Origin of the sequence: Aurantibacter aestuarii (assembly GCF_003008425.1) — a bacterium.
GTDB lineage: Bacteria > Bacteroidota > Bacteroidia > Flavobacteriales > Flavobacteriaceae > Aurantibacter > Aurantibacter aestuarii.
The window spans coordinates 377,248-403,019 of sequence record NZ_PXOQ01000009.1; the positions used below are offsets into that span (position 1 = coordinate 377,248).

Genomic DNA, 25,772 nt, shown 5'->3' on the forward strand with positions numbered 1-25,772 from the left:
AATTTATTGCGGGTGCAAATCTAATATTTAGTATTAAGTAATGCAAAGATTTACAAAGTTTTTTTTCTAATTTATTCCGGATATTCAATTCTTAAATGGTAAATGTTTGCTAACTTGGCTTTTAGCACTTTTTTAATTAATTGAATTTCCTTTAAAGTAATATTAGAATTTAAAAACTGCCCTTCACTCAACTGTTTTTCAACAATTTTTTCTACAAACTCATTAAACTTAGGAGTGGTTGGGTTAGATAAACTTTTCGAAGCTGCTTCTACACTATCACACATCATTAAAATAGCGGTTTCCTTACTAAATGGGATTGGTCCCGGATATCTAAATAAATTAATATCTACTTCAGGATCAGATACTTTTTCTTTACTATAAAAGTAATAAACTACACTGGTCCCGTGATGTGTTCTAATAAAGTCTATAACACGTTCTGGTAAGTTATATTTTTTGGCTATTTCAATACCTTTTAACGTATGGTCTATTATAATTTTAGCACTTTCTTTAGGGCTTAATTCGTCATGCGGATTTAAACCTGAAGATTGATTCTCCGTAAAATATGTGGGATTATTAATTTTACCAATGTCATGATATAAAGCTCCTACTCTAACCAACATGGCATTTGCGCCTATTTCATTTGCACAGGCTTCGGCTAAATTAGCTACGTTTAAAGAATGGTGAAAAGTTCCTGGAGCTTCATTAGACAAGCGCTTTAATAATTTTGTGTTGGTATCTGAAAGTTCTAAAAGAGATACATCGGAAACTAAACCAAATAATTTTTCATAGATATAAATTATTGGTTGTACAAATAACGTAGCTAAACCACATAATACAAATAGCACAAAATTCTCAAATTCTAAATTCTCGATACTACCTTCATGTATCACATAAAAAGCAAAATAAGCAATAACATAAACCAAAGTAATTTGTCCTACAGAAATAAATAAATTGGCGCGTTTATACAGTTCTGATACTGTAAGAATAGTTACAATACCCGCAATAATTTGTAAAAACATATACTCATAACTGTTAGGCACAATACTTCCTAAGAGTAAAATTGTAATCACATGAGTAAAAAGCCCTAAACGAGCATCAAAAAATGCTTTTATAACTAATGGAAGTATTGTAATAGGAATTACATAAATATACTTTGAATTATAATTAATAATTAAGGTGGTTAACAACACCATTATAAAAATATTAAAGAAAATAAAAGTGACTTTAGTATTGTTTAGATAAATATCATATCTGTATTTTTTCAAAAACAATAACAGCATTAATAAAGCTAGGGCTACTAATAAGGTATACGCAAATACAATCCAGTAATAATTATAAGTAGTCCAGATTTGAGATTCATATTGAGCTTCTAAAGATTTTAAAACTTTATATTTCTCGCCTTCTACGACTTCTCCTTTAGATATTATAAGTGTTTGTTTTTCTACACTACCTCTGGTTGGAGAAATTTTGTCTAAGTTTTCTTCAATAACTTTATTTGTTAAAGACTCATTATAGGTGAGGTTTGGAAGTATTGAGTTATATATAACATTACTTATTTCAGATTTAAACTCTTTTACATTAGTTGTGTTAATGAAATTAGAAATGGTATTATTTAAACTATCCTGAACAAATAAGCTTCCATAATTAGTATTTAGTACTTCTTCATTTGAAATTAATAAAACAGATTTTGTAGAGTTTGGCAAATTAATGTCTTGATCTAAAAAACCAACTTTATAAATCTGTTCTAGCAGTTCTTTAGATGAATTTCGAATTAATCTTCTTTTAGGATACTCTAAAGTATCTGAGATTACTAAATCTAACTCTGTAGCCAGTTTTTTTTCAACTTGTTTTTTTACAGAGTCATTTAAATTGAAATAATACGTAGCATTAGATTTTATATTATTTTCCTCTTTTAATATTTCTTCAGAGGATTTTTCTATAGCAAAATTAAATGGCGCATATAAATTTTCAGATTGCCAAGGTTTTCCTTTTTCAAAATCATACTTAAATCGTCCACTCTTAGGAAAGATAAAAACTATAAATATAGTCGTAAACGCCAGAAGTATAATTTTATAAAGCTGAGATTGATTTTTGTAAAATTTATTAAAAAACTGAGTCATAAGTAATAATATACTTCAAATGTAATAAATATTTAAGGCTAAATTTTAGTAAAATGCATGAGAATAAGTTTTATCTGATATAAAATTATTAATTTCGTAAAAATCATTTAAAAAAACGACATATTATGCATAAAGAAGTTGTTATCGTATCGGCTGCCAGAACACCAATTGGTAGTTTTTTAGGTTCACTTTCTACAATTCCAGCTCCAAAATTAGGAGCTATAGCTATAAAAGGTGCTTTAGAAAAAATCAATTTAGATCCTGCTCTTGTAAATGAGGTCTTAATGGGACACGTGGTACAAGCTGGAACTGGACAAGCTCCTGCAAGACAGGCTGCTATTTTTGCTGGTATACCAGACACAGTACCTTGTACAACATTAAATAAAGTTTGTGCATCAGGTATGAAAGCTGTTATGCAAGCCGCTCAAAGCATCGCTTTAGGAGATGCTGAAATTATTGTTGCTGGTGGTATGGAAAATATGAGTTTAATACCTCATTATATGCATGCAAGATCTGCTACAAAATTTGGACCTGCTACTTTAATTGATGGAATGCAAAAAGATGGATTAGTAGATGTTTACGATCAAAATGCTATGGGTGTTTGTGCTGATGCTTGTGCTAAGGAATATAACTTTTCTAGAGAAGACCAAGATGCATTTGCAATAGAGTCATACACTAGATCTGCTGCAGCATGGCAAGCAGGAAAATTTGACAAAGAAGTAGTTCCTGTTCAAGTGCCACAACGTAAAGGTGACCCTATAGAAGTAAAAAGAGATGAAGAATTCTCTAATGTTAATATTGAAAAAATACCTGTATTAAGACCCGCATTTACAAAAGATGGTACTGTAACTGCTGCAAATGCTTCTACTATAAATGATGGTGCTGGAGCAATGGTATTAATGAGTGCAGAAAAAGCTAAAGAATTAGGTTTAAAACCATTGGCCAAAATAACTGGTTATGCAGATGCTGCACATGAGCCAAAATGGTTTACAACTGCTCCTGCCAAAGCTTTACCAAAAGCTTTAGATAAAGCTGGAGTTTCTTTAGATAAAGTAGATTTTTTCGAGTTTAATGAAGCTTTTTCGGTTGTAGGTTTAGCCAATATGAAAATTTTAGGTTTAAATAGCTCTAATGTCAATGTAAATGGTGGGGCTGTTTCTTTGGGTCACCCACTTGGATGTTCTGGAGTAAGAATTCTAATTACACTTTTAAGTGTTTTAGAACAAAATAATGCCAAAATTGGTGCAGCTGCTATTTGTAATGGTGGTGGTGGTGCTTCTGCAATGGTTATAGAACGTTTTTAAAAAAATAGTTTAAATTTTATTTTATTCAACGTATTTTAGTCGCTTAATAGTAAGATCTACTTTAAGCGACTTTTTTTAATCAATAACCTAAGAAATGCAATACGGAATTTGTAATTTAAGCATTATTCCTTTACGAATTGAACCAGCAGATACCAGTGAAATGGTCTCACAAATTCTTTATGGTGAACATTTTAAAGTGTTAGAAATTAGAAAAAATTGGACTAAAGTTAGGTTAGCATTCGATAAATATGAAGGTTGGATAGATACCAAACAATATATTTTAATTAAAGAAGAAGATTACAAAATATTAACTAATGAAACGTCTAAACTGTCTTCAGATTTAGTAGATTTTGTTCAAGATGAACATACCCAATTATACACAATAAGTTTAGGGTCTACGTTAAATGGTTTAAAATTGCTAAACCATTCTTTTGAAGGACATATTATTGAAGAACAAAAACCAAAGTCACAATTAATTTCTACTGCTTTAAATTATTTAAATGCACCTTATTTATGGGGTGGCAAAACGCCTTTTGGAATTGATTGCTCCGGATTTACACAAATGGTTTATAAACTAAATGGATATAAATTATTAAGAGATGCTTCACAACAAGCAACGCAAGGTGAAGCTTTAAGTTTTATTGAAGAAAGTGAACCTGGAGATTTAGCTTTTTTTGATAATAACGAAGGTCACATAATACATGTTGGTATAATAATGGAAGACAATTATATCATCCATGCCCACGGAAAAGTTAGAATAGATCGTTTAGACCATTCCGGGATTTACAACGCCGAAAAAAGACAACATACCCACAAGCTTCGAGTTATTAAAAAGATTGTATAAAAAAAACCTTTAGTTTATCACTAAAGGTTTTTTTTTAAGAATGTATTTGTTTTTTATTTACCTTCTTCTATTGAAGCTATTTTAGCTTTCAAATCATTTGCTTTTGCAGATTCTCCTAAGGCACTATAGATATTTTTTAATTGTGTTAAAACATCTAAGTTTTTTGTATTTGGGTTCTTTGCAATAAAATCTTCTAAAACCTTTGCTCCAGATTTAAATAACTCATTTTTTTGTGCTTTAAGTACATCATACTTTTTAAAATCTGCTGAAGAAGATCCTAATGCATTCATTTTTTCATTTAAAGCATTACCTTCATTAATCTTTATAGTAGATAAATTAAGTGCTGCATTAGCATAATTAGAATCTACTTCTAAAGCTTTTTTAAAAAAACCAGCTGCTTCTTCTGTCTTATTTTCATTCATAGCCAGAACACCTACATTATAAATCAAATCTGGATTATTTGGGTCTTTAGAAATAGCTAATTTAAATAACTCTGATGCTTTGTCTGTATTCCCTAATTGCAGATTGATATTTGCCTCACTTATGACTAAATTTGCATCATCCGGATTTTTTTCTCTTGCATCTTTAATTGCTGATAAAGCCTTTTCATTTTCTCCCTTTTGGATATAAATTAAAGCAATATTTTTTACAATCTCCGCTTCTTTAGATTCAGACATTTTCTCTGTTGGCTGAATGTGAGTTCCAATTTTAACAGCTTTATCTCTAGCTGCTTTATCCATTAATTCCTTTTCATTACTTAACTTGCTTACTGCAAAATACTGCATCTCTTCTCCAGTGTACCCCAAGTCTCTTAATTGAATAAAATAATTTAACGCACCATCATAATCTTTTGCTAAAAGAGAAGACTGAGAAGCATAATATAAGTAAGCTTGGTCTGAAGTGTTAATTTTATATAAAGTTTCAAAACCTTTAGCGGCAACATCGTAGTTTCCTCCTATGTAGGCATTGTTAGCAGCCTGCAAAAGTGTGTTTTCTGCCATTTTTCGCATTTGAGTAACCTCAGCTTTATACTCGCCTTCAGCTTTATTTAAGCTTTCAATAGCTGCATCAATATCCTTTGGTTGTATTTTTCCTCCTGCATAAAGAGCTTGTGCCTTATTAAAATAATATTTCGCTTTAAGCTTATCGTCCATTGTGCCTAACATGGGCTCTAGACTTGGTATCATAGCTTTAGCTTCGCTATAATTTTCCTTACTTACAGCTTTTTCAAATTCTTTAACCTCTTTTTTTTGAGCAAAAGTATAAAGCGAAAGACTTAATGCTAGTGCTACTATAATCTGTTTTTTCATTTTAAAAAAATTAAATTTTAATGTTTATTATTCTTCTTCAGATGAATTATCAATACTTGTGCCATCTTCATTTTCTGTAACATTTAAAATGTTTTCATCCATTTCAACTTCTTCATCTTCATCACGCATAACTTTCGCTACAGCCGCAATAGAATCTTTTCCTTTAAGATTGATTAATCGAACTCCTTGAGTTGCTCTTCCCATAGTTCTTAGATTTTCTACTGCTAAACGAATTGCAACACCAGATTTATTAATAATCATTAAATCATCGGTATCTGTTACAGATTTTATAGACACTAAACCACCTGTTTTTTCAGAAATAGAAATGGTTTTAACTCCTTTTCCACCTCTATTGGTAATTCTATAAACCGCTTCTCCATCTTCAGGGTCATCAATAAAAGTACGTTTACCATAACCATTTTCAGAAACTACTAATACGGTTTCTTCCTGAGGGTTTTCAATAGTAACCATACCTATAACTTCATCTTTATCATGAGCTAAAGTAATTCCTCGAACTCCAGAAGCATTTCTTCCCATTGGTCTTGTCTTAGCTTCTTCAAATCGGATTGCTTTACCAGATTTAAGAGCTATCATAACCTGGCTGTTACCTGTGGTTAATTTTGCCTCTAATAACTCATCGTCTTCCTTAATGGTTATCGCGTTAATACCATTAGTTCTTGGTCTAGAGTATTGCTCTAAAGCAGTTTTCTTAACCTGACCGTTTTTGGTTGCCATAATTACATAGTGGCTATTAATGTAATCTTCATCCTTAAGATCTTGAGTACATATAAATGCCATGACTTTATCGTCCTGCTCTATATTTATAAGGTTTTGTATGGCTCTACCTTTAGAAGTTTTAGAGCCTTCAGGTATTTCATATACACGCATCCAGAAACACTTTCCTTTCTGAGTAAAGAATAACATGTATTGGTGATTTGTACCAACAAATAAATGTTCTAAGAAATCTTCATTACGCGTGGTAGAAGCTTTTTGTCCTACTCCACCTCTATTTTGAGTTTTATATTCGTTTAAAGATGTACGTTTAATATAGCCAGCATGAGAAATAGTAATTACTACCTGCTCATCTGGAATCATATCTTCAATACTTAAATCGCCACCAGCATATTCAATAGTCGAACGTCTATCATCACCGTACTTCTCTTTAACTACTACTAACTCCTCTTTAATAATTTCCATACGACGTTCTTTTCTTGCTAAAACGTCTTTTAAATCTTCAATAGTTTTAAGTATTTCTTCATACTCACTTCTTAACTTATCTTGTTCAAGACCAGTTAATTGTCTTAATCGCATTTCTACGATTGCTTTGGCTTGAATTTCAGATAACTTAAAGCGTTCAATTAAATTATTTCGCGCTTCGTCTGCATTTGAAGACGCTCGAATAATTTTAATTACTTCATCAATATTATCTGAAGCAATAATTAAACCTTCTAAAATATGAGCACGTTCTTCTGCTTTGCGTAATTCGTAGGTTGTACGTCTTACCACAACATCATGTCTATGCTCTACAAAATGATGAATTAAATCTTTAAGATTTAACATTTCTGGTTTACCATTCACCAGTGCAATATTATTTACACTAAATGACGATTGTAACGCAGTATATTTATAAAGTTTATTTAAAACAATATTTGGAATGGCATCTCTTTTTAAAACGTACACAATACGCATTCCGTTTCTATCCGATTCATCTCGAATGGTAGAAATACCTTCAAGTTTCTTATCGTTTATTAAATCTGCCGTTTTCTTAATCATGTCTGCTTTATTGACCTGATAAGGAATTTCAGAAACAATAATACATTCACGTCCTTGTACTTCTTCAATATTAGCTTTAGCACGAATTACGATTCGTCCTCTACCTGTTTCAAAAGCTTCCTTAACACCATCATAGCCGTAAATTATTCCACCGGTAGGAAAGTCTGGAGCTTTTACATGAGTTATTAACTCGCTAATTTCAATCTCTGGATTGTCTATGTATGCAACAATACCATCAACCACTTCCGTTAAATTATGAGGAGGCATGTTTGTTGCCATACCTACCGCAATACCAGAAGCACCATTAACTAATAGTCCTGGGATACGTGTTGGAAGTACAGTTGGTTCTTCTAAAGTATCGTCAAAGTTTAATTTATGGTCTACAGTTTCTTTATCTATATCGGCAAGCATATCCTCAGATATCTTACGCATTCTAGCTTCCGTATAACGCATTGCTGCTGGACTATCGCCATCAACAGACCCAAAGTTACCTTGCCCATCTACCAACATATAACGTAAACTCCATTCTTGAGCCATACGCACCATAGTATCGTAAACAGAAGTATCTCCATGTGGGTGATACTTACCTAAAACTTCCCCGACAATTCTTGCAGATTTTTTATGTGCGGTGTTAGATCTAACACCTAGTTCATGCATTCCGTAAAGTACACGTCTGTGTACAGGCTTTAAACCATCTCTTACGTCTGGTAGTGCTCGTGACACAATGACTGACATTGAATAATCAATGTAAGCCGATTTCATTTCATCTTCTATATTAATTGGAATGAGTTTCTCTCCTTCTGCCATTTGATAAAATTTATTTAATTCTAGTTATTACAAAACGTGCTAATATAACCATTTCGTCGCTACCAGACTGGTTTTTTAATAGCTTTTTTAACTACTTTTTATTAACAATAAATGTATCCTTTTTCGTTAATAAGTTCAAGTCTTAAAATTTGAGCAATTCATTTAAAAGTTGTCTATTAGTTAATATCTTATTAAAATAAGGTATGATTTTTGAATTAGAACAATTCAATCCTTAATTTTAAAGTAATAAACAAGCAATATGGACGACAATTTTTCACCAAGAGTAAAAGACGTCATTGCATACAGTAAAGAGGAAGCCCTTCGTTTAGGGCACGATTTTATAGGTACCGAACATTTAATGTTAGGTCTTCTAAGAGATGGCAGCGGTAAGGCTATTACAATTTTAAATGCTTTAGATATAGATTTAAATCACTTAAGACGTAAAGTTGAAATACTTAGCCCGGCAAATCCAAATATTACTGTTGGTAATAACGATAAAAAAAACTTACACTTAACAAGACAGGCCGAGCGTGCCTTAAAAACAACTTTTTTAGAAGCTAAACTCTTTCAAAGTACTTCTATTAACACCGCTCATTTGTTATTGTGTGTATTAAGAAATGAAAATGACCCTACCACAAAACTTTTAAATAAGCTTAAGGTAGATTATGATAATGTAAAAGAACAATTTAAGCTCATGATAACTAACGACGACGATTATATATCTGACCCAAAAGCAGAGTCTTTCCAAGACGATGATGGCTCTACTGCAGAAAGCAGCTCTAACGATCCTTTTAACTCACCTACTCAAAAAGGTAATAAAAAGTCTAAAACACCTGTCCTAGATAATTTTGGTAGGGATTTAACTGCTATGGCAGAAGAAAATAAATTAGACCCTGTAGTTGGAAGAGAAAAAGAAATAGAACGTGTATCTCAAATCTTATCACGTCGTAAAAAAAATAATCCATTATTAATTGGTGAACCTGGTGTTGGTAAATCTGCCATAGCAGAAGGTTTAGCTATTATGATTGTTAAGCGAAAAGTTTCTCGTATCCTTTTTGGTAAAAGAGTAGTTACCTTAGATCTAGCCAGTTTAGTGGCTGGTACAAAATATCGCGGTCAATTTGAAGAACGTATGAAAGCGGTAATGAATGAACTTGAAAAGAATGACGATGTGATTCTTTTTATAGATGAAATTCATACCATTGTTGGCGCTGGTGGCGCAACTGGAAGTTTAGATGCGTCTAATATGTTTAAGCCTGCATTAGCTAGAGGCGAAATACAATGTATTGGTGCAACCACTTTAGATGAATATAGACAATATATAGAAAAAGATGGTGCTTTAGAGCGTCGTTTTCAGAAAGTTATTGTTGAACCTACAAGCGTGGAAGAAACTATTGAAATTTTAAATAATATCAAGTTAAAATACGAAGAACACCATAATGTAACGTATACTGATGAAGCTATTGAAGCTTGTGTGAAGTTAACCAATCGTTATATGACTGAACGTTTTTTACCAGATAAAGCTATAGATGCTTTGGATGAAGCAGGATCTCGTGTGCACATAACCAATATTGATGTGCCTAAACAAATTATTGAGCTTGAGAAAAAGCTTGAAGACGTAAAAGAACTGAAAAATACTGTTGTTAAAAAACAAAAGTATGAAGAAGCCGCTCGATTACGTGATGATGAAAAACGTCTGGAAAAAGAATTGGCAGTTGCCCAAGAAAAATGGGAAGAAGAAACTAAACTAAATAGAATTACAGTAACTGAAGATAATGTAGCAGATGTAATTTCTATGATGTCTGGAATTCCTGTTAACCGTATTGCTCAAACTGAGAGTAATAAATTAGCAGAATTACCAAGTTTAATAGGTAATAAAGTTATAGGTCAAAAAGAAGCGGTTGAAAAAGTAGTTAAAGCTATCCAGCGTAACCGTGCTGGACTTAAAGATCCTAACAAGCCTATTGGTTCATTTATATTTTTAGGACAAACTGGTGTTGGTAAAACGCAGTTAGCCAAAGTGTTATCTAAAGAATTATTTGATAGCGAAGAAGCTATGATTCGAATAGACATGAGTGAATACATGGAGAAATTTGCTATTTCAAGATTAGTTGGTGCACCTCCAGGGTATGTTGGTTATGAAGAAGGCGGACAATTAACTGAAAAAGTAAGACGCAAGCCTTATGCTGTAGTATTATTGGATGAAATTGAAAAAGCGCATCCAGATGTATTTAATATGTTACTACAAGTTTTAGATGATGGTTTTTTAACCGATTCTTTAGGAAGAAAGATTGATTTTAGAAACACCATTATTATAATGACGTCTAATATTGGAGCTCGAAAATTAAAAGATTTTGGTTCTGGTGTTGGTTTTAGCACAGCTTCACAAAAATCTCAGGAAAATGCAAATGCAAGAGCCGTTATACAAAATGCTCTTAAAAAGTCGTTTGCTCCAGAGTTTTTAAATCGTATAGACGATGTTGTGGTATTTAACCCTTTAGAAAAAGAAGATATCAATAAGATAATTGATATAGAATTAGCTAAACTTTACAAGCGTATAGACGATTTAGGGTATCATATTGAATTAACCGATAAGGCAAAAGATTATGTTGCTTTAAAAGGTTTTGATAAGGAATATGGTGCAAGACCTTTAAAAAGAGCAATTCAAAAATATGTTGAAGATGCTTTAGCTGAAGAGATTATTACGTCTAAAATTCATGAAGGCGATAAAATTATTTTAGACCTAAATGAATCTACAGATGAGATTGTAATTTCTATAGAAAAGGGAAAACCGTCAGAAGAACCTAAAGAAGATTAATAAAAACCTCCAAAACGTAATTGTTTTGGAGGTTTTTTTATTTTATGACTTGTAATACTTTAAAAAATCTATGGAAGCTTCAATGTCATCATGCAACACTTCATCTTCATTAATAAATGGCACAACTTTTCTATATTCTGAAATAAAGGTTTCTAAAGTTTTAGACGATTTTAAAGGTCTTCTAAACTCTAGAGCTTGTGAGGCATTCATAAGCTCTATAGCCAGAACACGTTCTACATTTTCAACCAAATCGTAAGCCTGAGTTGCCGCATTAGCTCCCATACTTACATGGTCTTCTTGCCCATTACTAGATACAATACTATCCACACTTGCAGGAGTTGCTAACTGCTTATTAGCACTTACAATACTTGCAGCGGTATATTGCGGAATCATAAATCCAGAATTTAAGCCTGGATTATTTACTAAAAATGCCGGAAGTTGTCGTTCACCAGAAATTAATTTATAAATACGACGCTCAGAAATACTACCTAATTCAGCCATAGCTATTTTTAAATAATCCAATGCTAAAGCTAAGGTCTGACCGTGAAAGTTTCCTCCTGAAATAATTTTATCTTCATCTACAAATACATTCGGGTTATCTGTAACCGAATTGATTTCCGTTTCAAAAGTATTCTTTACAAAATCAATTGTATCTTTTGTAGCACCATGTACTTGTGGCATACATCTAAACGAATACGGATCTTGAACATGTAATTTTTTCTGTTTTATAATCTGGCTGCCTTTCAAAAATCCACGGATAGCTTCGGCTGTAGCGATTTGCCCTTTATGTGGACGTATTTGATGAATTAAATCATTAAAAGGCTCAATTCTTCCATCAAAAGCATCTAGGGAAACACTTCCAATTTTATCGGCCAAATAACTTAATTTTTCAGCCTTTATTAAATTATAAACGCCATAAGCACTCATAAATTGAGTACCATTTAAAAGTGCAAGACCTTCTTTGGCTTGTAATGTAATGGGTTCCCAGTTAAACTGTTTTAAAATAGCTTCTCCGGAGATTTCTTTTCCTTTATAGTTTACTTTTCCTTTACCAATAAGTGGTAGAGACAAATGTGCTAATGGACTTAAATCTCCCGACGCTCCTAAAGAGCCTTGTGTATAAATTACTGGTAAAATATCATTATTATAAAAGTCTACTAAGCGCTCTACAGTTAAAAGTTGAACGCCTGAATTACCAAAACTTAAAGCCTTAATTTTAAGCAACAACATTAACTTTACAATTGCACCCGGCAATTTATTTCCTGTACCACATGCGTGAGACATGACTAAATTCTCCTGTAATTTGCTTAAATTGTTTTTAGAAATAGAAACATTATATAACGAACCAAACCCAGTATTAATTCCGTATATAGGTTTTCTATTCGTTTTTAATTTCTCGTCTAGAAATTGACGACATCTTGAGATAGCCTCTTTAGAGGTATCTGATAAAACAACCTCATTTTTGGACTGAATTAATTCGGAAATTTCACGAATAGTTAGTGTATTTGTATTTATACTATAGGTCTGATTCATAATTTTATAGAATAGGTGTCAAAAATGAGAATACTATTAATTTTATGCAACATTATTGTTAATAATATTTAAATCAGCAACGAGTTAATTAAATAATGTTAAATTTGGTATATCAACTATAAAATAAAATATTAAATGAAGAAATTATTATTATGTCTTTGCGCAGTTGCACTATTTGGCTGTAAAGAAGATCCAAAAGAAGAACCTGCTAAAGACTATGTGACTTTTGCTGGAAAAATAGAAAACCCAAATTCTGATTCATTATTTGTATATCTAGGTCGTGATTGGTCTAAAACTATAAAAGTTGCACCTGATGGTACTTTTAAAGATACTTTTAAAATTGCAGAACCAAATATGTATGGGTTTTATGATGGAAGCGAGTCTTCTTCACTATTTTTAAAAAATGGCTACGATTTAAATCTAACATTAAATACTGAAGAGTTTGATGAAACTATAGCATATACAGGAGAAGGTGCAGTAAGTAATAACTTTCTGGCTGAAAAGTCTCGTTTTGAAGAAAAAATCTTTGATGTGGATGCGTTAAGTGATTTAGATTCTACTGCTTTTGTTTCTAAAATAGCAGTCATAAAGTCTGATTTAAATAACTTTTACAATTCTAACAAAGAAGTAGATAGTATCGTTATTGCTAAATCTAACGAAAGTCTTGAACCTATGGTAAAATCATTTTCGCAGTATATAAATCAGAAAATTGCTCTGAAAAAAGCATTACCTAAAGGTTCAGAATCACCTTCATTTAAAGATTATGAAAATTATGCTGGTGGAAAAATGTCCCTAAATGATTTAAAAGGAAAATATGCTTACTTAGATATTTGGGCAACTTGGTGTGGACCATGTAAAGCAGAAATTCCTGCTTTAAAAGAATTAGATGAGGCATATAAAGATAAAAATATACAATTTGTAAGTATTTCTATTGACGATGAAAGAGCTCACAAAGGATCGATGGAAAAAGCTCATGAAGCATGGATGGCAATGGTAAAAGATAAAGAATTAACAGGTGTTCAATTAATGGCTCCTAAAGGTTGGGAAAGTCAATTTATTAGAGATTATCAAATAAACGGAATCCCAAGATTTATCTTACTTGATCCAGAAGGAAAAATTGTAACAGCAGATGCACCTAGACCTTCAAGTCCTAAATTAAAAGAATTATTTGGTTCTTTAGGAATTTAAGCACACAAATATTAAATAAAAAGGCGACCAATTGGTCGCCTTTTTTTATAGTTAATTTTATTTCTTGTCTTCTACTTCTTCTATTTCTGGTCGTTCAGGTTCTTTAAATAAATCTAAATATGCTAGAGCAATACCTTCAATTACATGAGATGCAATTAAACTTTGGTAACCAGTTTCTTCGACTTTTAAGTCGGCAGACTTGCCATGTAGATACACACCAAATAAAGAGGCTTGGACTGCATCAAATCCCTGCGCTATTAAACCAGTAATTACACCTGTTAAAACATCTCCGGAACCTGCAGTTGCCAGTCCAGGATTACCCGTTGTGTTTACATAAAGCTTATCGTTAAAAACCGTTATGGTATGTGCGCCTTTAATAATTAAAATAACTTTATAAAGCTTGGCAAAGTTTTTTGCTTTTTTCAATTTATCGAAATCATCAGTCCATTTACCAATTAATCGTTCCAATTCTTTAGGATGTGGTGTCAAAACCGACAATTCAGGTAAAAGCTTTAATAAAGAATCGTCCCCTGCTAAAATATTCAGTGCATCCGCATCTACCACTAAGGGCGATTTATTAGTCGCTAAAAAAGATTTTAACGCTGCTTTTGTATTTTCATGCGTTCCCATGCCCGGACCTAAGCCAACAACGGTAGGTGTAAAATCTAATTGTACGTCGGTAATTTGAATTTCAGAGTGATCGGTAACAACCATAGCTTCTGGAAAAGACGTTTGCAAAGGAATATATCCACATTGTGGCACATAGCAACTTACTTTACCTGCTCCAGCAGACAAGGCAGCTTTACTAGCTAAAGTAACTGCTCCTATTTTACCATAGCTACCACCTAATATTAAAGCATGACCAAAATTACCTTTATGAGAAAATTTCCCTCTGGGTTGATACATTGGTAAAACTTCATTTTTTCCAATAAGTTCTACTTGGGTTTCTGTAGATTTTATATAAGCTTCATCTATACCTATATTTATTGCTTCCCACTGTACAGTATATTTTTCAGTATCTGGTAAGAAAAAAACCAATTTCGGTGTTTGAAAACTTAAGGTGTAACCTGCATTTACCACAGATTCTGGATTTTCTGGAACCTTATCGGTATCTAGTCCCGAAGGAATGTCTACAGAAAAAACAAACGCTTTACTAGCTCTAAAATGATTAAATATATCAATAACCCATGCATCTACTTCCCTGTTTAATCCAATCCCAAACACAGCATCTATAATAATATCGTTAGGATGAATTTCTGGTAAATGATCCGAATTATCCAACATAGTTGGCCATTCCTTAGTGGTATTTTTTAAAGCTTCATAATTAATTAAAAAATCTTTACTTCGGGTTTTGCTGTAATTAATAATATAGGTTTTTACATTATATCCGTGCTCTACCAAATGTCTTGCCACTACAAGTCCATCTCCACCATTATTTCCTATACCACAAAAGATATGAATAGGTACCTGTGCACCTTGCATACGTATATGTAACCAATTGAAAATTTGTATTCCTACACGTTCCATAAGCTCTGTGGAAGTTATGTTTTGTGCTTTCACAGTAAAGGCATCACCTTGATATATTTGTTCTTTTGAAAATAATTTCATGCTATTGTTTTATATAAACGAAGATAAGATTTTAAAATACACTTTAAAAGAAAAGCCTTAAAAGGAAATTCCTCTTAAGGCTTTAAAAAAATTGTTTTAAAAAATGATTTACATTTTAGCGCCCCATTCTTTTAAAGAATCTTTATTCATTTTTACATAATCTGCATTTCCAGCTTTTTCTGCACCTTCTAAAGACGCTTTTGCTGCAGTAATTGCTCCTTTTTTATCGCCTGCTTTAGCTTTAATTAGAGATTGCTGACGTAACCACCAAAATTTAGGCTTGTCTTTAGTCATTTCAACAGCTTTATCCATCCAAACGTTAGCCTGCTTAATGTCTTTATCTGCTTCTAAGTAATAACGTGCTGCAGCATAATAGTCGTCTGCACTTGGTCCACTCATAGCTTTAGTAATTGCTGCTGTTACGGCTTTATCTGTAGGAACTTCAATTTTAACCGCTACATAGGCTTTTTCCCACATTAACCCTAACATAGCAGAGTCGTTAGTCAAATCATCAAAAGACATAGTAAACGTTTCAATGTCCATTGGTAATTCATATACTTCAGCATTTACTGTAGCAGCTACTTTTGAGTCATCCCATTTTTGTGGCGTTCCCCAATTATTTGTATCTGAGTAAAAAATAACTTCCCAATTGTCTTTTCCTGGTTTTGTAAAAATAGCATAAGATCCTGCTTTTAATTCTTTTCCTCCTATCATAACAGGTGTAGAAAAAGTAACCATAGTATTATTATTAGCTCCTGTTCTCCATAGTTGGTTAAAAGGTACCAAATCTCCAAAAATAGTTCTACCTCTCATAGAAGGTCTTGAATATTCTACAGAAACATCTGTTAATCCAACCTTTTGCTCCATTTTTTGAAATGGACTTGGTTGAGGTGTTTCTATTTGCGCATTTAAAGCTAAGCTTGTACATGCCAAAAATGCTAGCATAAATAATTTTTTCATAAATATCGATTTTTATTAGTCATGTAAAATTAATGATAAGTACAAGGTTAAATGTTAAGAAAACCTTAAAACAATTTGACCTTTTTATTATTTAATCGTAATATTGCAATATATAAATACTACATTATGGGTTTAGCAAAAACTGAATTGTTTACAACAGAACAAAATAAACTAGCATCTTTACTAAAAGCACTTGCACATCCCGCACGCATTGCAATTTTACAACATATTATACAATCGAACACCTGTATATGCGGAGATTTAGTTACTGAAATTGGTCTTGCACAACCTACCATATCACAGCATTTAAAAGAGTTGAAAAATTCAGGCTTAATTAAAGGTACTATAGAAGGAACTAGCGTATGTTATTGTATAGATGAACAAAACTGGAATATAGCCCGAGAACTTATAAATAGCTTTTTTAACCAAAATTCTAATTCAGCAGATTGCTGTTAAATTATAAATTATGACACTTACAGAAATTAAACAGTATTTAAAAGAACAAGAATCAATTTCATTCACATTGCCTAATGGCGAAAAAGTACCAGCTCATTTTCACGTTACCGAAATTGGAAAATCCTCTAAATCTTTTATTGATTGTGGCGGAACTTTAAGACAAGAAAAAAAGGTTACATTTCAATTATGGAATGCGAACGATTATGACCACAGACTTCATCCAGAAAAACTTATTAAAATTATTGAAATGGCAGAAGACACTTTTAATTTAGACGATTTAGATATAGAAGTAGAATTTCAAGGCGAACAGACCATTGAAAAATTTGGCCTAGAATTTAAAACTAATTCCTTTTACTTAACTACTAAGTTAACCGACTGTTTAGCTCAAGATGCTTGTGGCATCCCACAAACTAAAGAAAAAAAGCAACTATCTACCTTACAAAACCAATCTTGCGATCCAAATTCTGGATGTTGCTAAATTTATATAGTTATGATTTACGAGACCATTAACCAAACGATATCTTCTTTAGATATTTCAACTATTTCTGAAGAAAGAAAAAGTCTTTTACTTAATCTAACTGAATTTATTCAGCAAAGAAAAAATAATGACGAAGCCATAACTATAAATTTTATATGTACGCATAACTCCAGACGAAGTCATTTGTCACAAATTTGGGCACAGACTCTAGCTGCATTTTATAAAGTAAATAATATTACTTGTTATTCTGGTGGTACAGAAGCTACAGCTTTATTTCCTAAAGTAGCAGAGACCTTAGAAAATCAAGGATTTAAAATTCAAAATTTAAGCCAAACACAAAATCCTATATATAGCATAAAATTTGGAAAGAATAGCTTACCAATAATTGGATTTTCTAAAACCTTTGACGATGCTTTTAATCCTGAAAACGGATTTGCGGCTATAATGACCTGCTCTTCTGCAGATGTTGGATGTCCTTTTATTGCTGGTGCTTCAAAGCGAATTCCTTTAACCTTTGACGATCCAAAATTGTTTGATCATACGCCTCAACAAGATGAAAAATACTTAGAGCGCAGTATTCAAATTGCTACAGAATTAAAATACGTGTTTTCTGAAATTAAATAAATTATAATGAAAAAAAAGCTTGTAGCAGAAACTTTAGGAACGTTTGCCATGATATTTTGTGGCTGTGGTGCAATGACCATTAATGAAATTACAAATGGTAGTATTGGTCATATAGGCGTTGCTATAGTGTGGGGTTTAATTGTAATGTCTATGATTTATGCTTTTGGAGAAACATCTGGAGCACATTTTAACCCAGCAGTAACTATTGGATTTGCAGCAGCAAAAAAATTTAGCTGGCAAAAGGTCCCGTTTTATGTAATTGCTCAAGCTATTGGTGCTATAAGCGCTATTTTTATTCTATGGTTTTTATTTCCCGAGAGTGAGTTTTTAGGAGAAACTACACCTCGGGAAAATTTTCCTGCTTATAAAGCTGCGGTTTTAGAATTTTTGCTAACATTTTTTTTAATGCTTACTATTATTAATGTTTCTACAGGAAGTAAAGAAACTGGTACTATGGCAGCCATAGCTGTTGGTGGTATTATTTTGCTGGAAGCCATGTTTGCTGGTCCTATAACTAAAGCGTCTATGAACCCTATTCGTTCTATTGCTCCTGCTCTATTTACTGGAAATTTTCAATTTTTATGGCTTTATATTTTAGCTCCAGTTCTAGGAGCTGTAACTGCTGTTATAAGTTGTAAATGGGTTAAAGATGATGCGTGTTGTACATCAAATAATTGCTAATCTCACAGTAGTATTAATATTGGAATAAATGGATTAAAGGTCAAGAATAAGTCGTTTATCAAAATCTTCTGTTAATTTTTGTTTAACTTTTATTTATTTTAGTTAAACATTCATATCTTTAAGCTGTTAAATACACTACAAATGGCTAAAAAGAAAAATATTACTTCTCAAGACATCATTTCATTTTATATGGATTATGTTCTAGAGCACAACGAACAACCTAAAACAGTTTATGCTTTTGCAAAACACAACAATTTTGAGGAATCTAAATTTTACGAGTTTTATGGTTCTTTTGATGCTGTAGAAAAAAATATTTTTAAAGCATTTTTTGATCATACCATTATTGTTTTAGAAAAAAACGAAGATTATCAAAATTTTGAACCTCGAAACAAATTACTGAGTTTTTACTTTACATTTTTCGAAAATCTAACTGCTAATCGTAGTTATGTTCTACATGCACTTCATCAACACAAAAACAGTATGAAGTCATTACGTGTGTTAGCCGATTTAAAATCAAGTTTCACACATTATATTGAACATTTAGGCATAGAATTATTAGATGTCAAACAAGATCAGTTAGAAAAAATTCAAAACAGAGGTCTTAAAGAAACTGCTTGGTTGCAATTACTTCTAACCATAAAATTCTGGATGGACGACACGTCTCCTTCTTTTGAAAAAACCGATATTTTTATTGAAAAATCTGTTAACACTAGTTTTGACGTGTTAAATATCGCTCCTCTTAAAAGCTTGATTGACTTTGGAAAATTTATTTTCAAAGAAAAATCTAAGATGAGATAGGTTTAGTGTAATTATGGTAATGTTTTGGTTAGTATATACCATTAGCTAAACCTTAGTCTCATCTTTATATTTCCAATACATACAGTTATGAAAACAATAGATAAAATTCCTACTTCAAAAATACAGCGTGCCTCAAAATTAGTATCTACAGGCGCCAAAGTTGGAGTTAATTACTTAAAATATTACGGTGATAAAATCACCAAAACAGAACTTGAAGCAAAGGATCGCTTAAATAAAAATAATGCTGAAGACATTTATGATGGTTTAAAGACTCTTAAAGGCAGTGCATTAAAAGTTGCACAAATGCTAAGTATGGAGAAAAGTATTTTACCACAAGCTTATGTAGAGAAATTTTCTTTGGCACAATTTTCTGTCCCACCACTATCCGCACCTTTAGTAAGTAAAACTTTTAAAACCTATTTTGGTAAAACACCAAACGATATTTTTGATTCATTTAACCTTAATTCGGTCAATGCAGCAAGTATTGGTCAAGTTCATTTAGCCGAAAAAGATGGAAAAAAATTAGCAGTTAAAATTCAATATCCTGGTGTGGCAGATAGTATTTCTTCAGACCTGGCAATGGTTAAGCCTATTGCTATAAAAATGTTCAACATTAAAGGAAAAGATAGCGACAAATATTTTAAAGAAGTTGAAGATAAACTTATTGAAGAAACAAATTATATCCTTGAAGTCAAACAATCTAAAGAGATTGTAGCTGCTTGTAAACATATCCCGCATCTTAAATTTCCTGAATATTACGAAGATTTGTCTTCCGAACGTATTATTACAATGGATTGGATGGAAGGCGAACATCTTTCGGAATTTACTGCGTATAATACAAATCAGGATAATGCCAATAAACTTGGACAAGCATTATGGGATTTTTATATGTACCAGATGCATGTTTTAAAAAAGGTACATGCCGATCCGCATCCTGGAAATTTTTTAGTCTCTAAGCAAGATGAATTAATTGCTTTAGATTTTGGGTGTATGAAAGAAATTCCTCAAGATTTCTACACGCCGTATTTTGATTTAGCAGTTAAACAAAATATTGAAAACCTAGAATTCTTCAATGAAAAAATGTACCAGTTAGAGATTTTAAAACAGGAAGACACCGAAGAAGAAACTGCTTTTTTCACAGCTTTGTTTCACGAGATGTTAAGCTTATTTACGCAACCATTTCATAATGACACATTCGATTTTTCCAATCCGGAGTTTTTTGATGCTATTACAGAATTAGGCCAACGTTATAGTAAAAGTACAGAACTTAGAAAAATGAATGGAAATAGAGGTTCAAAACATTTCATTTACATAAATAGAACCTTTTTTGGACTCTATAATTTAATGTTCGACCTAAAAGCGCAGGATATTAAAATAAATAATTTTAAAAATTTATAATGAAACAATTTAGCCTTAAAGATATCGATGCTTTAGAGAAACTATATCGTATAAATTTAATAAACAGTTGCTCTGGTTTTAAAAGCGCCAATCTTATTGGTAGTATATCTAAAAAAGGGGAAGAAAATGTTGCTGTGTTTAGTTCTGTTACACATATTGGTAGTCATCCGCCTTTATTAGGATTTTTTTGCAGACCAACCACAGTTACAAGACATACTTATGAAAATATTAAGAAAACTGGTGTATTTACTTTAAATCATATTCATACATCCATTATAGAAGCTGCGCATCACACCTCGGCAAAATATGATAGAGAAATTTCTGAGTTCGATATGACAAGCTTAACATCAGAATATAAAGAAAATTGTATTGCTCCATTTGTTAAAGATTGTCCAGTTCAAATAGAAATGGAATTTAAGGAAGAATATCCTATAAAAGCTAATGACACGATATTGGTTATTGCAGAAATTAAACAACTTTATATCAACGAAGCACTTTTAGAGGAAGATGGTTTTATTAATTTATCTAAAGGTAATGTAGTCGCTATAAATGGACTTGATGCCTACAACACAACTGTATTAAAACAAAGATTAGAATACCAAAGACCCAAAAAATAATAAATTATGAGAGTTCTTGTTACCGGTGCCACAGGTTATATTGGCAAAAGAATTATTCCTATTCTTTTGGAACAAGGTCATACCGTAATTTGTGCGGTTAGAGGAACTCTAAGAACACAAAAAAAATATTCCGACGAAGCAAACGTACATGTGGTTGAGGCCGATTTTCTAAATCCAGAAACTTTAAAAAATATTCCTAAAGATATTGATGCTGCTTACTACCTTATTCATTCCATGTCTAATTCTGTAGACAAATTTCATGAAATGGAGGAAAATTGTGCTTCAAATTTTAAAGCTTATATAGAGCAAACTAATGTTAAACAAGTCATTTATCTAAGCGGTATTACTAACGACACCAAATTATCTAAACATTTATTGTCTAGAAAAAATGTAGAACATACTTTAAAATCCAATCATTATGGTTTGACTGTTTTTAAAGCAGGAATTATTGTAGGTTCTGGTAGTGCAAGTTTTGAAATTATTAGAGATTTAGTTGAAAAATTACCCGTTATGATTGCTCCAAAATGGCTGAATACAAAAACCCAGCCTATTGGAGTTCGAGATGTTCTTACTTTTTTAACCAAGGGTTTGGGAAAAGAAGATTTGTATAATACTTCTCACGATATATTTGGTCCGGAAATATTGACTTATAAAGAAATGTTACTTCAATTTGCCGACAGCAGAGGTCTAAAACGATACATTATTACGGTCCCTGTTATGACTCCAAAATTATCCAGCTACTGGTTATATTTTGTAACATCAACCTCTTATAAACTGGCCTCTTCATTAGTAAATAGTATGGGAATAGAAATAATTGGAGAAGAAAGTAATATTAATTCCTTGCTTGATGTGAAACCTATGAGTTACAAACAAGCTATAAAATTTGCTTTTGTTAAGATTGAAGACAATGCTATTGTTTCAAGCTGGAAAGATGCTTTTATAAGCAGTCGCAATAAAAAACAAGCCTCTAGCAAATACTTGTCGGTACCAAAACATGGATGTTTTAAAGATATTAAAGAGCGCTTGGTTAAAAATGAAGAAAAAACCGTAGAAAAAATATGGGCAATTGGCGGACAAAATGGCTGGTATTACGGTACATTTTTATGGAAAATTAGAGGTTATATCGATAAATTATTTGGTGGTATTGGCTTGCGTAGAGGCCGAACCAATTCTAACAGTCTAAGAACTGGAGATGCTTTAGATTTTTGGCGTGTACTTCTTGCCGATAAAGAAGAACAACGTTTAATCTTATTTGCAGAAATGCGCTTACCTGGAGAAGCTTGGTTGGAGTTTGAAGTCTCAAAAGGTAAAATATACCAACGCGCTACCTTTAGACCAAAAGGATTAGCCGGACGTTTATATTGGTATAGCGTTTTACCATTTCATGGATTTATTTTTAATGGGATGATTAACAAACTTGCAAATGCCGAATAAAATAAAGAAACAGCATTTACCTAGTAAAACATGTACTACCTGCGGGTTAGACTTTAACTGGCGCAAAAAATGGGAGAAAACCTGGGAAGATGTTAAATATTGTAGCGAAAAATGCAGAAGACAAAAGAAAAAATAAGCTTAGTGTGGTTTACAACAAACCTAAGAACACAAGACAATAAAGTATTAAGTGAAGCCATAGCAAATAGCGATAAAGTTATTGCAGCCTATTGTTTCGACCCAAAACATTATGCTCTAAATAATTATGGATTTAAAAAAACAGAACGCTACAGAGCTCAATTTTTAATTGAAACCGTTAAAGAACTTAAAGAAAACTTAGAAAAACTCAATATTTCATTATATGTTGCTCAAAAACCTACTGAAGAATTTCTTTTGGAATTACAAGAGAGCTTTCAATTTACCTCTATCTACTTCCAAAAAGAATGGACACAAGAAGAACAAGATATTTTACAATTAGTTAAAGATAATTTACCAGATTCTGTTAGCTTTAATTCATATTACGATCAGTTTTTATATCATCCAGAAGATATCTCCTTAGAAGTATCGGAAATCCCAAAAATATTCACTCATTTTAGAAAACACGTTGAAAAACAATGTGAGGTAAAGTCTGAGATAAAAACTCTTAAACCTCTAAATCCTACTAATTTAGTTGAAAACAATTTTACAGTCCCTACTTTAACAGATTTAGGTCTAGAATCATTTACAACACATCCAAATACGGCGTTTTCTTTTAAAGGAGGCGAAAATGAAGCGCTTAAAAGATTGGAATCCTACTTTTTTAAAACAAAACAATTAGGGGTTTATAAAAAGACCAGAAATGGACTAATTGGAGAAAATTACAGTTCTAAATTTTCAGCTTGGCTGGCTAACGGAAGTATTTCAGCGCGAACCATTTACTGGAAAGTAAAAGAGTTTGAGTCTAAAGAGTTTAAAAACGAATCGACTTACTGGCTTATTTTTGAACTTTTGTGGCGCGATTATTTTAAATACATCTCCTTAAAACATGGTAATAACCTATTTAAATTAGGTGGCATTTTACAAAAAGACTATACGTGGAGAACTCAAGAGAAAGACATTAATAAATGGATTAACGGAGAAACAAAAGAGACTTTCGTAAATGCTAATATGATAGAGCTGAATAAAACTGGATTTATGAGTAATCGAGGCCGACAAAATGTAGCCAGTTATTTTGCAAAATCTTTAGAATTGGACTGGCGTATTGGCGCAAGCTATTTTGAAAGCTATCTTATAGATTACGATGTGCATAGCAATTATGGCAACTGGTTATATGTTTCTGGTGTTGGTAACGATCCAAGAGATCGTAAATTTAACGTAAAGTTACAAGCTGAACGTTATGATAGTCAAGGTAATTACCAGCGTTTATGGCTTCAAAACACCTTATTTTAAACGATATATCAACTGAAAAAAAATTAAATTGAAAACTCTAAGACTCATCCTTGGCGACCAATTAAACTCAAAACATTCATGGTTCAAAGAGCAATCGAAAGAAGTGATTTATTGCATGTTTGAAATGCGTCAAGAAACCGATTATGTGACGCATCATATTCAAAAAATAATTGGATTTTTTGCGGCAATGCGAGATTTTTCAGAGCAAATAAAAGCGAATAATAATGAGCTTATTTATTTCACTTTAGATGATAAAAAAAATAAACAGGATTTAGCTGAAAACCTTCAATTTTTAATTATAGAACATAAAATCGAACATTTTGAGTATCAGCTTCCAGATGAATACAGACTAGACCAACAACTTATTAACTTCTGTAAATCTTTAAAAATTTCTTCTAAAACCTACGATACCGAACATTTTTACACCAAAAGAAACGACTTAAAAGATTTTTTTAAAGGAAAAAAGCAGTTTTTAATGGAAAGTTTTTATCGGGATATGCGTAAAAAACATGATATTTTAATTGTTGGAGATCAACCCGAAGGTGGCAAATGGAATTACGATAAGAGTAATCGTAATAAATGGAATGAAAAAGATGAAATCCCAAGATTTAAATATTTTTTAAACAATGTAGAGGACATTGTAAAACTTATTAAAGATCAAAACCTTAAAACCATAGGTTCCTTTGAAACCAAAACTTTTCCATATCCTATAAATCGTAAACAAGCTCTAGAGCAACTCAAATATTTTTGTGAAGAATTATTAATTCATTTTGGAGATTATCAGGATGCCATGCATACCGATGAAGCTTATTTATTTCATTCCAGATTGTCTTTTGCAATGAACTGTAAGATTATAAGTCCAAAAGATATTATTACAACGGTTTTAAATTATTGGAGAAAACATGGTGAAGACATTCAAATTTCACAAATAGAAGGCTTTATTAGACAGATTATTGGTTGGCGCGAATACATGCGTGGCATGTACTGGTCGCAAATGCCAGAATTTAAAACAGATAACTTTTTAGAAAACAAAAATACATTACCTGAATTTTACTGGACAGGGAAAACAAAAATGAACTGTTTAAGCACATCCATTCATAATAGTTTAGATAATGGTTATGCACATCATATTCAACGATTAATGATTACTGGAAATTATGCCCTACTTACTCAAATTAATCCAGATGAAGTCGATGCTTGGTATTTAGGTATTTATGTAGATGCAATAGAATGGGTACAATTACCCAACACTCGAGGTATGAGCCAGTTTGCAGATGGAGGCAAAATTGCGACAAAGCCTTATGTCTCCAGCGGGAGCTATATTAATAAAATGAGTAATTACTGTAGTGATTGTGTATATAATGTAAAGGAAAAGACTACAGAAGACGCTTGTCCATTTAACAGTTTGTACTGGAATTTTTTAGATGATAAAAGGGCTTATTTAGAAGATAATTATCGAATGAAGATGATGTATAGTCTTTTAAATAAAATGTCTACCGATAAAATTTCCACGCTTAAAGAAAAAGCAAAAGACATTATTGAACATCCAGAAAACTACTAACCAAGTTACTACATAAGTATTCCATTATTAAAAAG

Annotated in this window: 21 protein-coding genes; 15 read left to right on the forward strand and 6 right to left on the reverse strand. The window is 32.0% G+C overall.

The features are described 5' to 3' along the window. Positions 1-71: 71 nt before the first annotated feature. The gene (locus tag C7H52_RS08435; RefSeq protein ID WP_106463458.1) at positions 72-2,120 is read right to left on the reverse strand and encodes an HD family phosphohydrolase; all 2,049 of its coding nucleotides are present in this window, start codon (positions 2,118-2,120) and stop codon (positions 72-74) included. A 125-nt stretch (positions 2,121-2,245) separates the two neighbouring features. On the opposite strand from C7H52_RS08435, the gene C7H52_RS08440 reads away from it, so the two are divergent. Both C7H52_RS08440 and C7H52_RS08445 read left to right on the forward strand, forming a co-directional pair. Further along, entirely contained in the window at positions 2,246-3,424 is a 1,179-nt protein-coding gene (locus C7H52_RS08440; RefSeq protein ID WP_106463459.1) for an acetyl-CoA C-acyltransferase, read from the forward strand. Between the two features lie 94 nt (positions 3,425-3,518). Further along, positions 3,519-4,268 (forward strand): C40 family peptidase, encoded by a 750-nt coding sequence (locus tag C7H52_RS08445; RefSeq protein WP_106463460.1) that lies wholly within the window; start codon positions 3,519-3,521, stop codon positions 4,266-4,268. A 53-nt stretch (positions 4,269-4,321) separates the two neighbouring features. Here the strand turns inward: C7H52_RS08445 and C7H52_RS08450 are convergent, their stop codons facing one another. Together C7H52_RS08450 and gyrA are read right to left on the reverse strand one after the other, a co-directional pair. Further along, entirely contained in the window at positions 4,322-5,578 is a 1,257-nt protein-coding gene (locus C7H52_RS08450) for a tetratricopeptide repeat protein (protein ID WP_106463461.1), read from the reverse strand. 27 nt (positions 5,579-5,605) lie between these two features. Beyond that, entirely contained in the window at positions 5,606-8,158 is a 2,553-nt protein-coding gene (gene gyrA, locus C7H52_RS08455; RefSeq protein ID WP_106463462.1) for a DNA gyrase subunit A, read from the reverse strand. Between the two features lie 259 nt (positions 8,159-8,417). Here gyrA and C7H52_RS08460 point away from each other — a divergent pair, with 259 nt between their 5' ends. After that, complete coding sequence (locus tag C7H52_RS08460; RefSeq protein WP_106463463.1) at positions 8,418-10,976, forward strand: ATP-dependent Clp protease ATP-binding subunit; 2,559 nt, start codon at positions 8,418-8,420, stop codon at positions 10,974-10,976. A gap of 42 nt (positions 10,977-11,018) precedes the next feature. Here C7H52_RS08460 and hutH read toward each other — a convergent pair whose 3' ends face one another. Continuing rightward, positions 11,019-12,509, reverse strand: coding sequence for a histidine ammonia-lyase (hutH, locus tag C7H52_RS08465; RefSeq protein ID WP_106463464.1), 1,491 nt, complete (start codon positions 12,507-12,509; stop codon positions 11,019-11,021). 135 nt (positions 12,510-12,644) lie between these two features. Between hutH and C7H52_RS08470 the strand changes: the two genes are divergently transcribed. Further along, on the forward strand, positions 12,645-13,697 hold the full coding sequence (locus C7H52_RS08470) for a TlpA family protein disulfide reductase (RefSeq protein ID WP_106463465.1): 1,053 nt from the start codon (positions 12,645-12,647) through the stop codon (positions 13,695-13,697). Between the two features lie 57 nt (positions 13,698-13,754). Here C7H52_RS08470 and C7H52_RS08475 read toward each other — a convergent pair whose 3' ends face one another. Next, a complete protein-coding gene (locus C7H52_RS08475) occupies positions 13,755-15,305 on the reverse strand; it encodes an NAD(P)H-hydrate dehydratase (RefSeq protein WP_106463466.1) in 1,551 nt (516 codons plus the stop codon). 108 nt (positions 15,306-15,413) lie between these two features. Then, entirely contained in the window at positions 15,414-16,265 is an 852-nt protein-coding gene (locus C7H52_RS08480) for a DUF2911 domain-containing protein (protein ID WP_106463467.1), read from the reverse strand. Between the two features lie 126 nt (positions 16,266-16,391). Between C7H52_RS08480 and C7H52_RS08485 the strand changes: the two genes are divergently transcribed. The 11 genes from C7H52_RS08485 to C7H52_RS08535 all read left to right on the forward strand — a co-directional run bounded on the left by C7H52_RS08485 (position 16,392) and on the right by C7H52_RS08535 (position 25,737). Continuing rightward, a complete protein-coding gene (locus C7H52_RS08485; protein WP_106463468.1) occupies positions 16,392-16,721 on the forward strand; it encodes an ArsR/SmtB family transcription factor in 330 nt (109 codons plus the stop codon). 10 nt (positions 16,722-16,731) lie between these two features. Next, on the forward strand, positions 16,732-17,199 hold the full coding sequence (locus tag C7H52_RS08490; protein ID WP_106463469.1) for a DUF6428 family protein: 468 nt from the start codon (positions 16,732-16,734) through the stop codon (positions 17,197-17,199). 12 nt (positions 17,200-17,211) lie between these two features. Further along, positions 17,212-17,823 carry an arsenate-mycothiol transferase ArsC gene (locus C7H52_RS08495; protein WP_106463470.1) on the forward strand — a complete coding sequence of 204 codons (612 nt, stop codon included), beginning with the start codon at positions 17,212-17,214 and terminating at the stop codon, positions 17,821-17,823. Between the two features lie 6 nt (positions 17,824-17,829). After that, on the forward strand, positions 17,830-18,504 hold the full coding sequence (locus C7H52_RS08500) for an MIP/aquaporin family protein (RefSeq protein ID WP_181256225.1): 675 nt from the start codon (positions 17,830-17,832) through the stop codon (positions 18,502-18,504). Positions 18,505-18,645: 141 nt separating this feature from the next. Further along, on the forward strand, positions 18,646-19,302 hold the full coding sequence (locus C7H52_RS08505; protein ID WP_106463472.1) for a TetR family transcriptional regulator C-terminal domain-containing protein: 657 nt from the start codon (positions 18,646-18,648) through the stop codon (positions 19,300-19,302). An 87-nt stretch (positions 19,303-19,389) separates the two neighbouring features. Then, complete coding sequence (locus C7H52_RS08510; protein WP_106463473.1) at positions 19,390-20,700, forward strand: ABC1 kinase family protein; 1,311 nt, start codon at positions 19,390-19,392, stop codon at positions 20,698-20,700. Next, positions 20,700-21,317: a flavin reductase family protein gene (locus tag C7H52_RS08515; RefSeq protein WP_106463474.1), complete on the forward strand. Its 618-nt coding sequence runs from the start codon at positions 20,700-20,702 to the stop codon at positions 21,315-21,317. The genes C7H52_RS08510 and C7H52_RS08515 overlap by 1 nt, the downstream gene beginning before the upstream one ends. A gap of 6 nt (positions 21,318-21,323) precedes the next feature. Then, entirely contained in the window at positions 21,324-22,751 is a 1,428-nt protein-coding gene (locus C7H52_RS08520) for an SDR family oxidoreductase (RefSeq protein WP_106463475.1), read from the forward strand. Position 22,752: 1 nt separating this feature from the next. Continuing rightward, the gene (locus C7H52_RS08525; protein ID WP_221405036.1) at positions 22,753-22,887 is read left to right on the forward strand and encodes a DUF2256 domain-containing protein; all 135 of its coding nucleotides are present in this window, start codon (positions 22,753-22,755) and stop codon (positions 22,885-22,887) included. Further along, on the forward strand, positions 22,863-24,176 hold the full coding sequence (locus C7H52_RS08530; protein ID WP_106463477.1) for a DASH family cryptochrome: 1,314 nt from the start codon (positions 22,863-22,865) through the stop codon (positions 24,174-24,176). The genes C7H52_RS08525 and C7H52_RS08530 overlap by 25 nt, the downstream gene beginning before the upstream one ends. Positions 24,177-24,204: 28 nt before the next feature. Continuing rightward, positions 24,205-25,737 (forward strand): cryptochrome/photolyase family protein, encoded by a 1,533-nt coding sequence (locus C7H52_RS08535; protein ID WP_106463478.1) that lies wholly within the window; start codon positions 24,205-24,207, stop codon positions 25,735-25,737. The last annotated feature ends 35 nt before the right edge of the window (positions 25,738-25,772 follow it).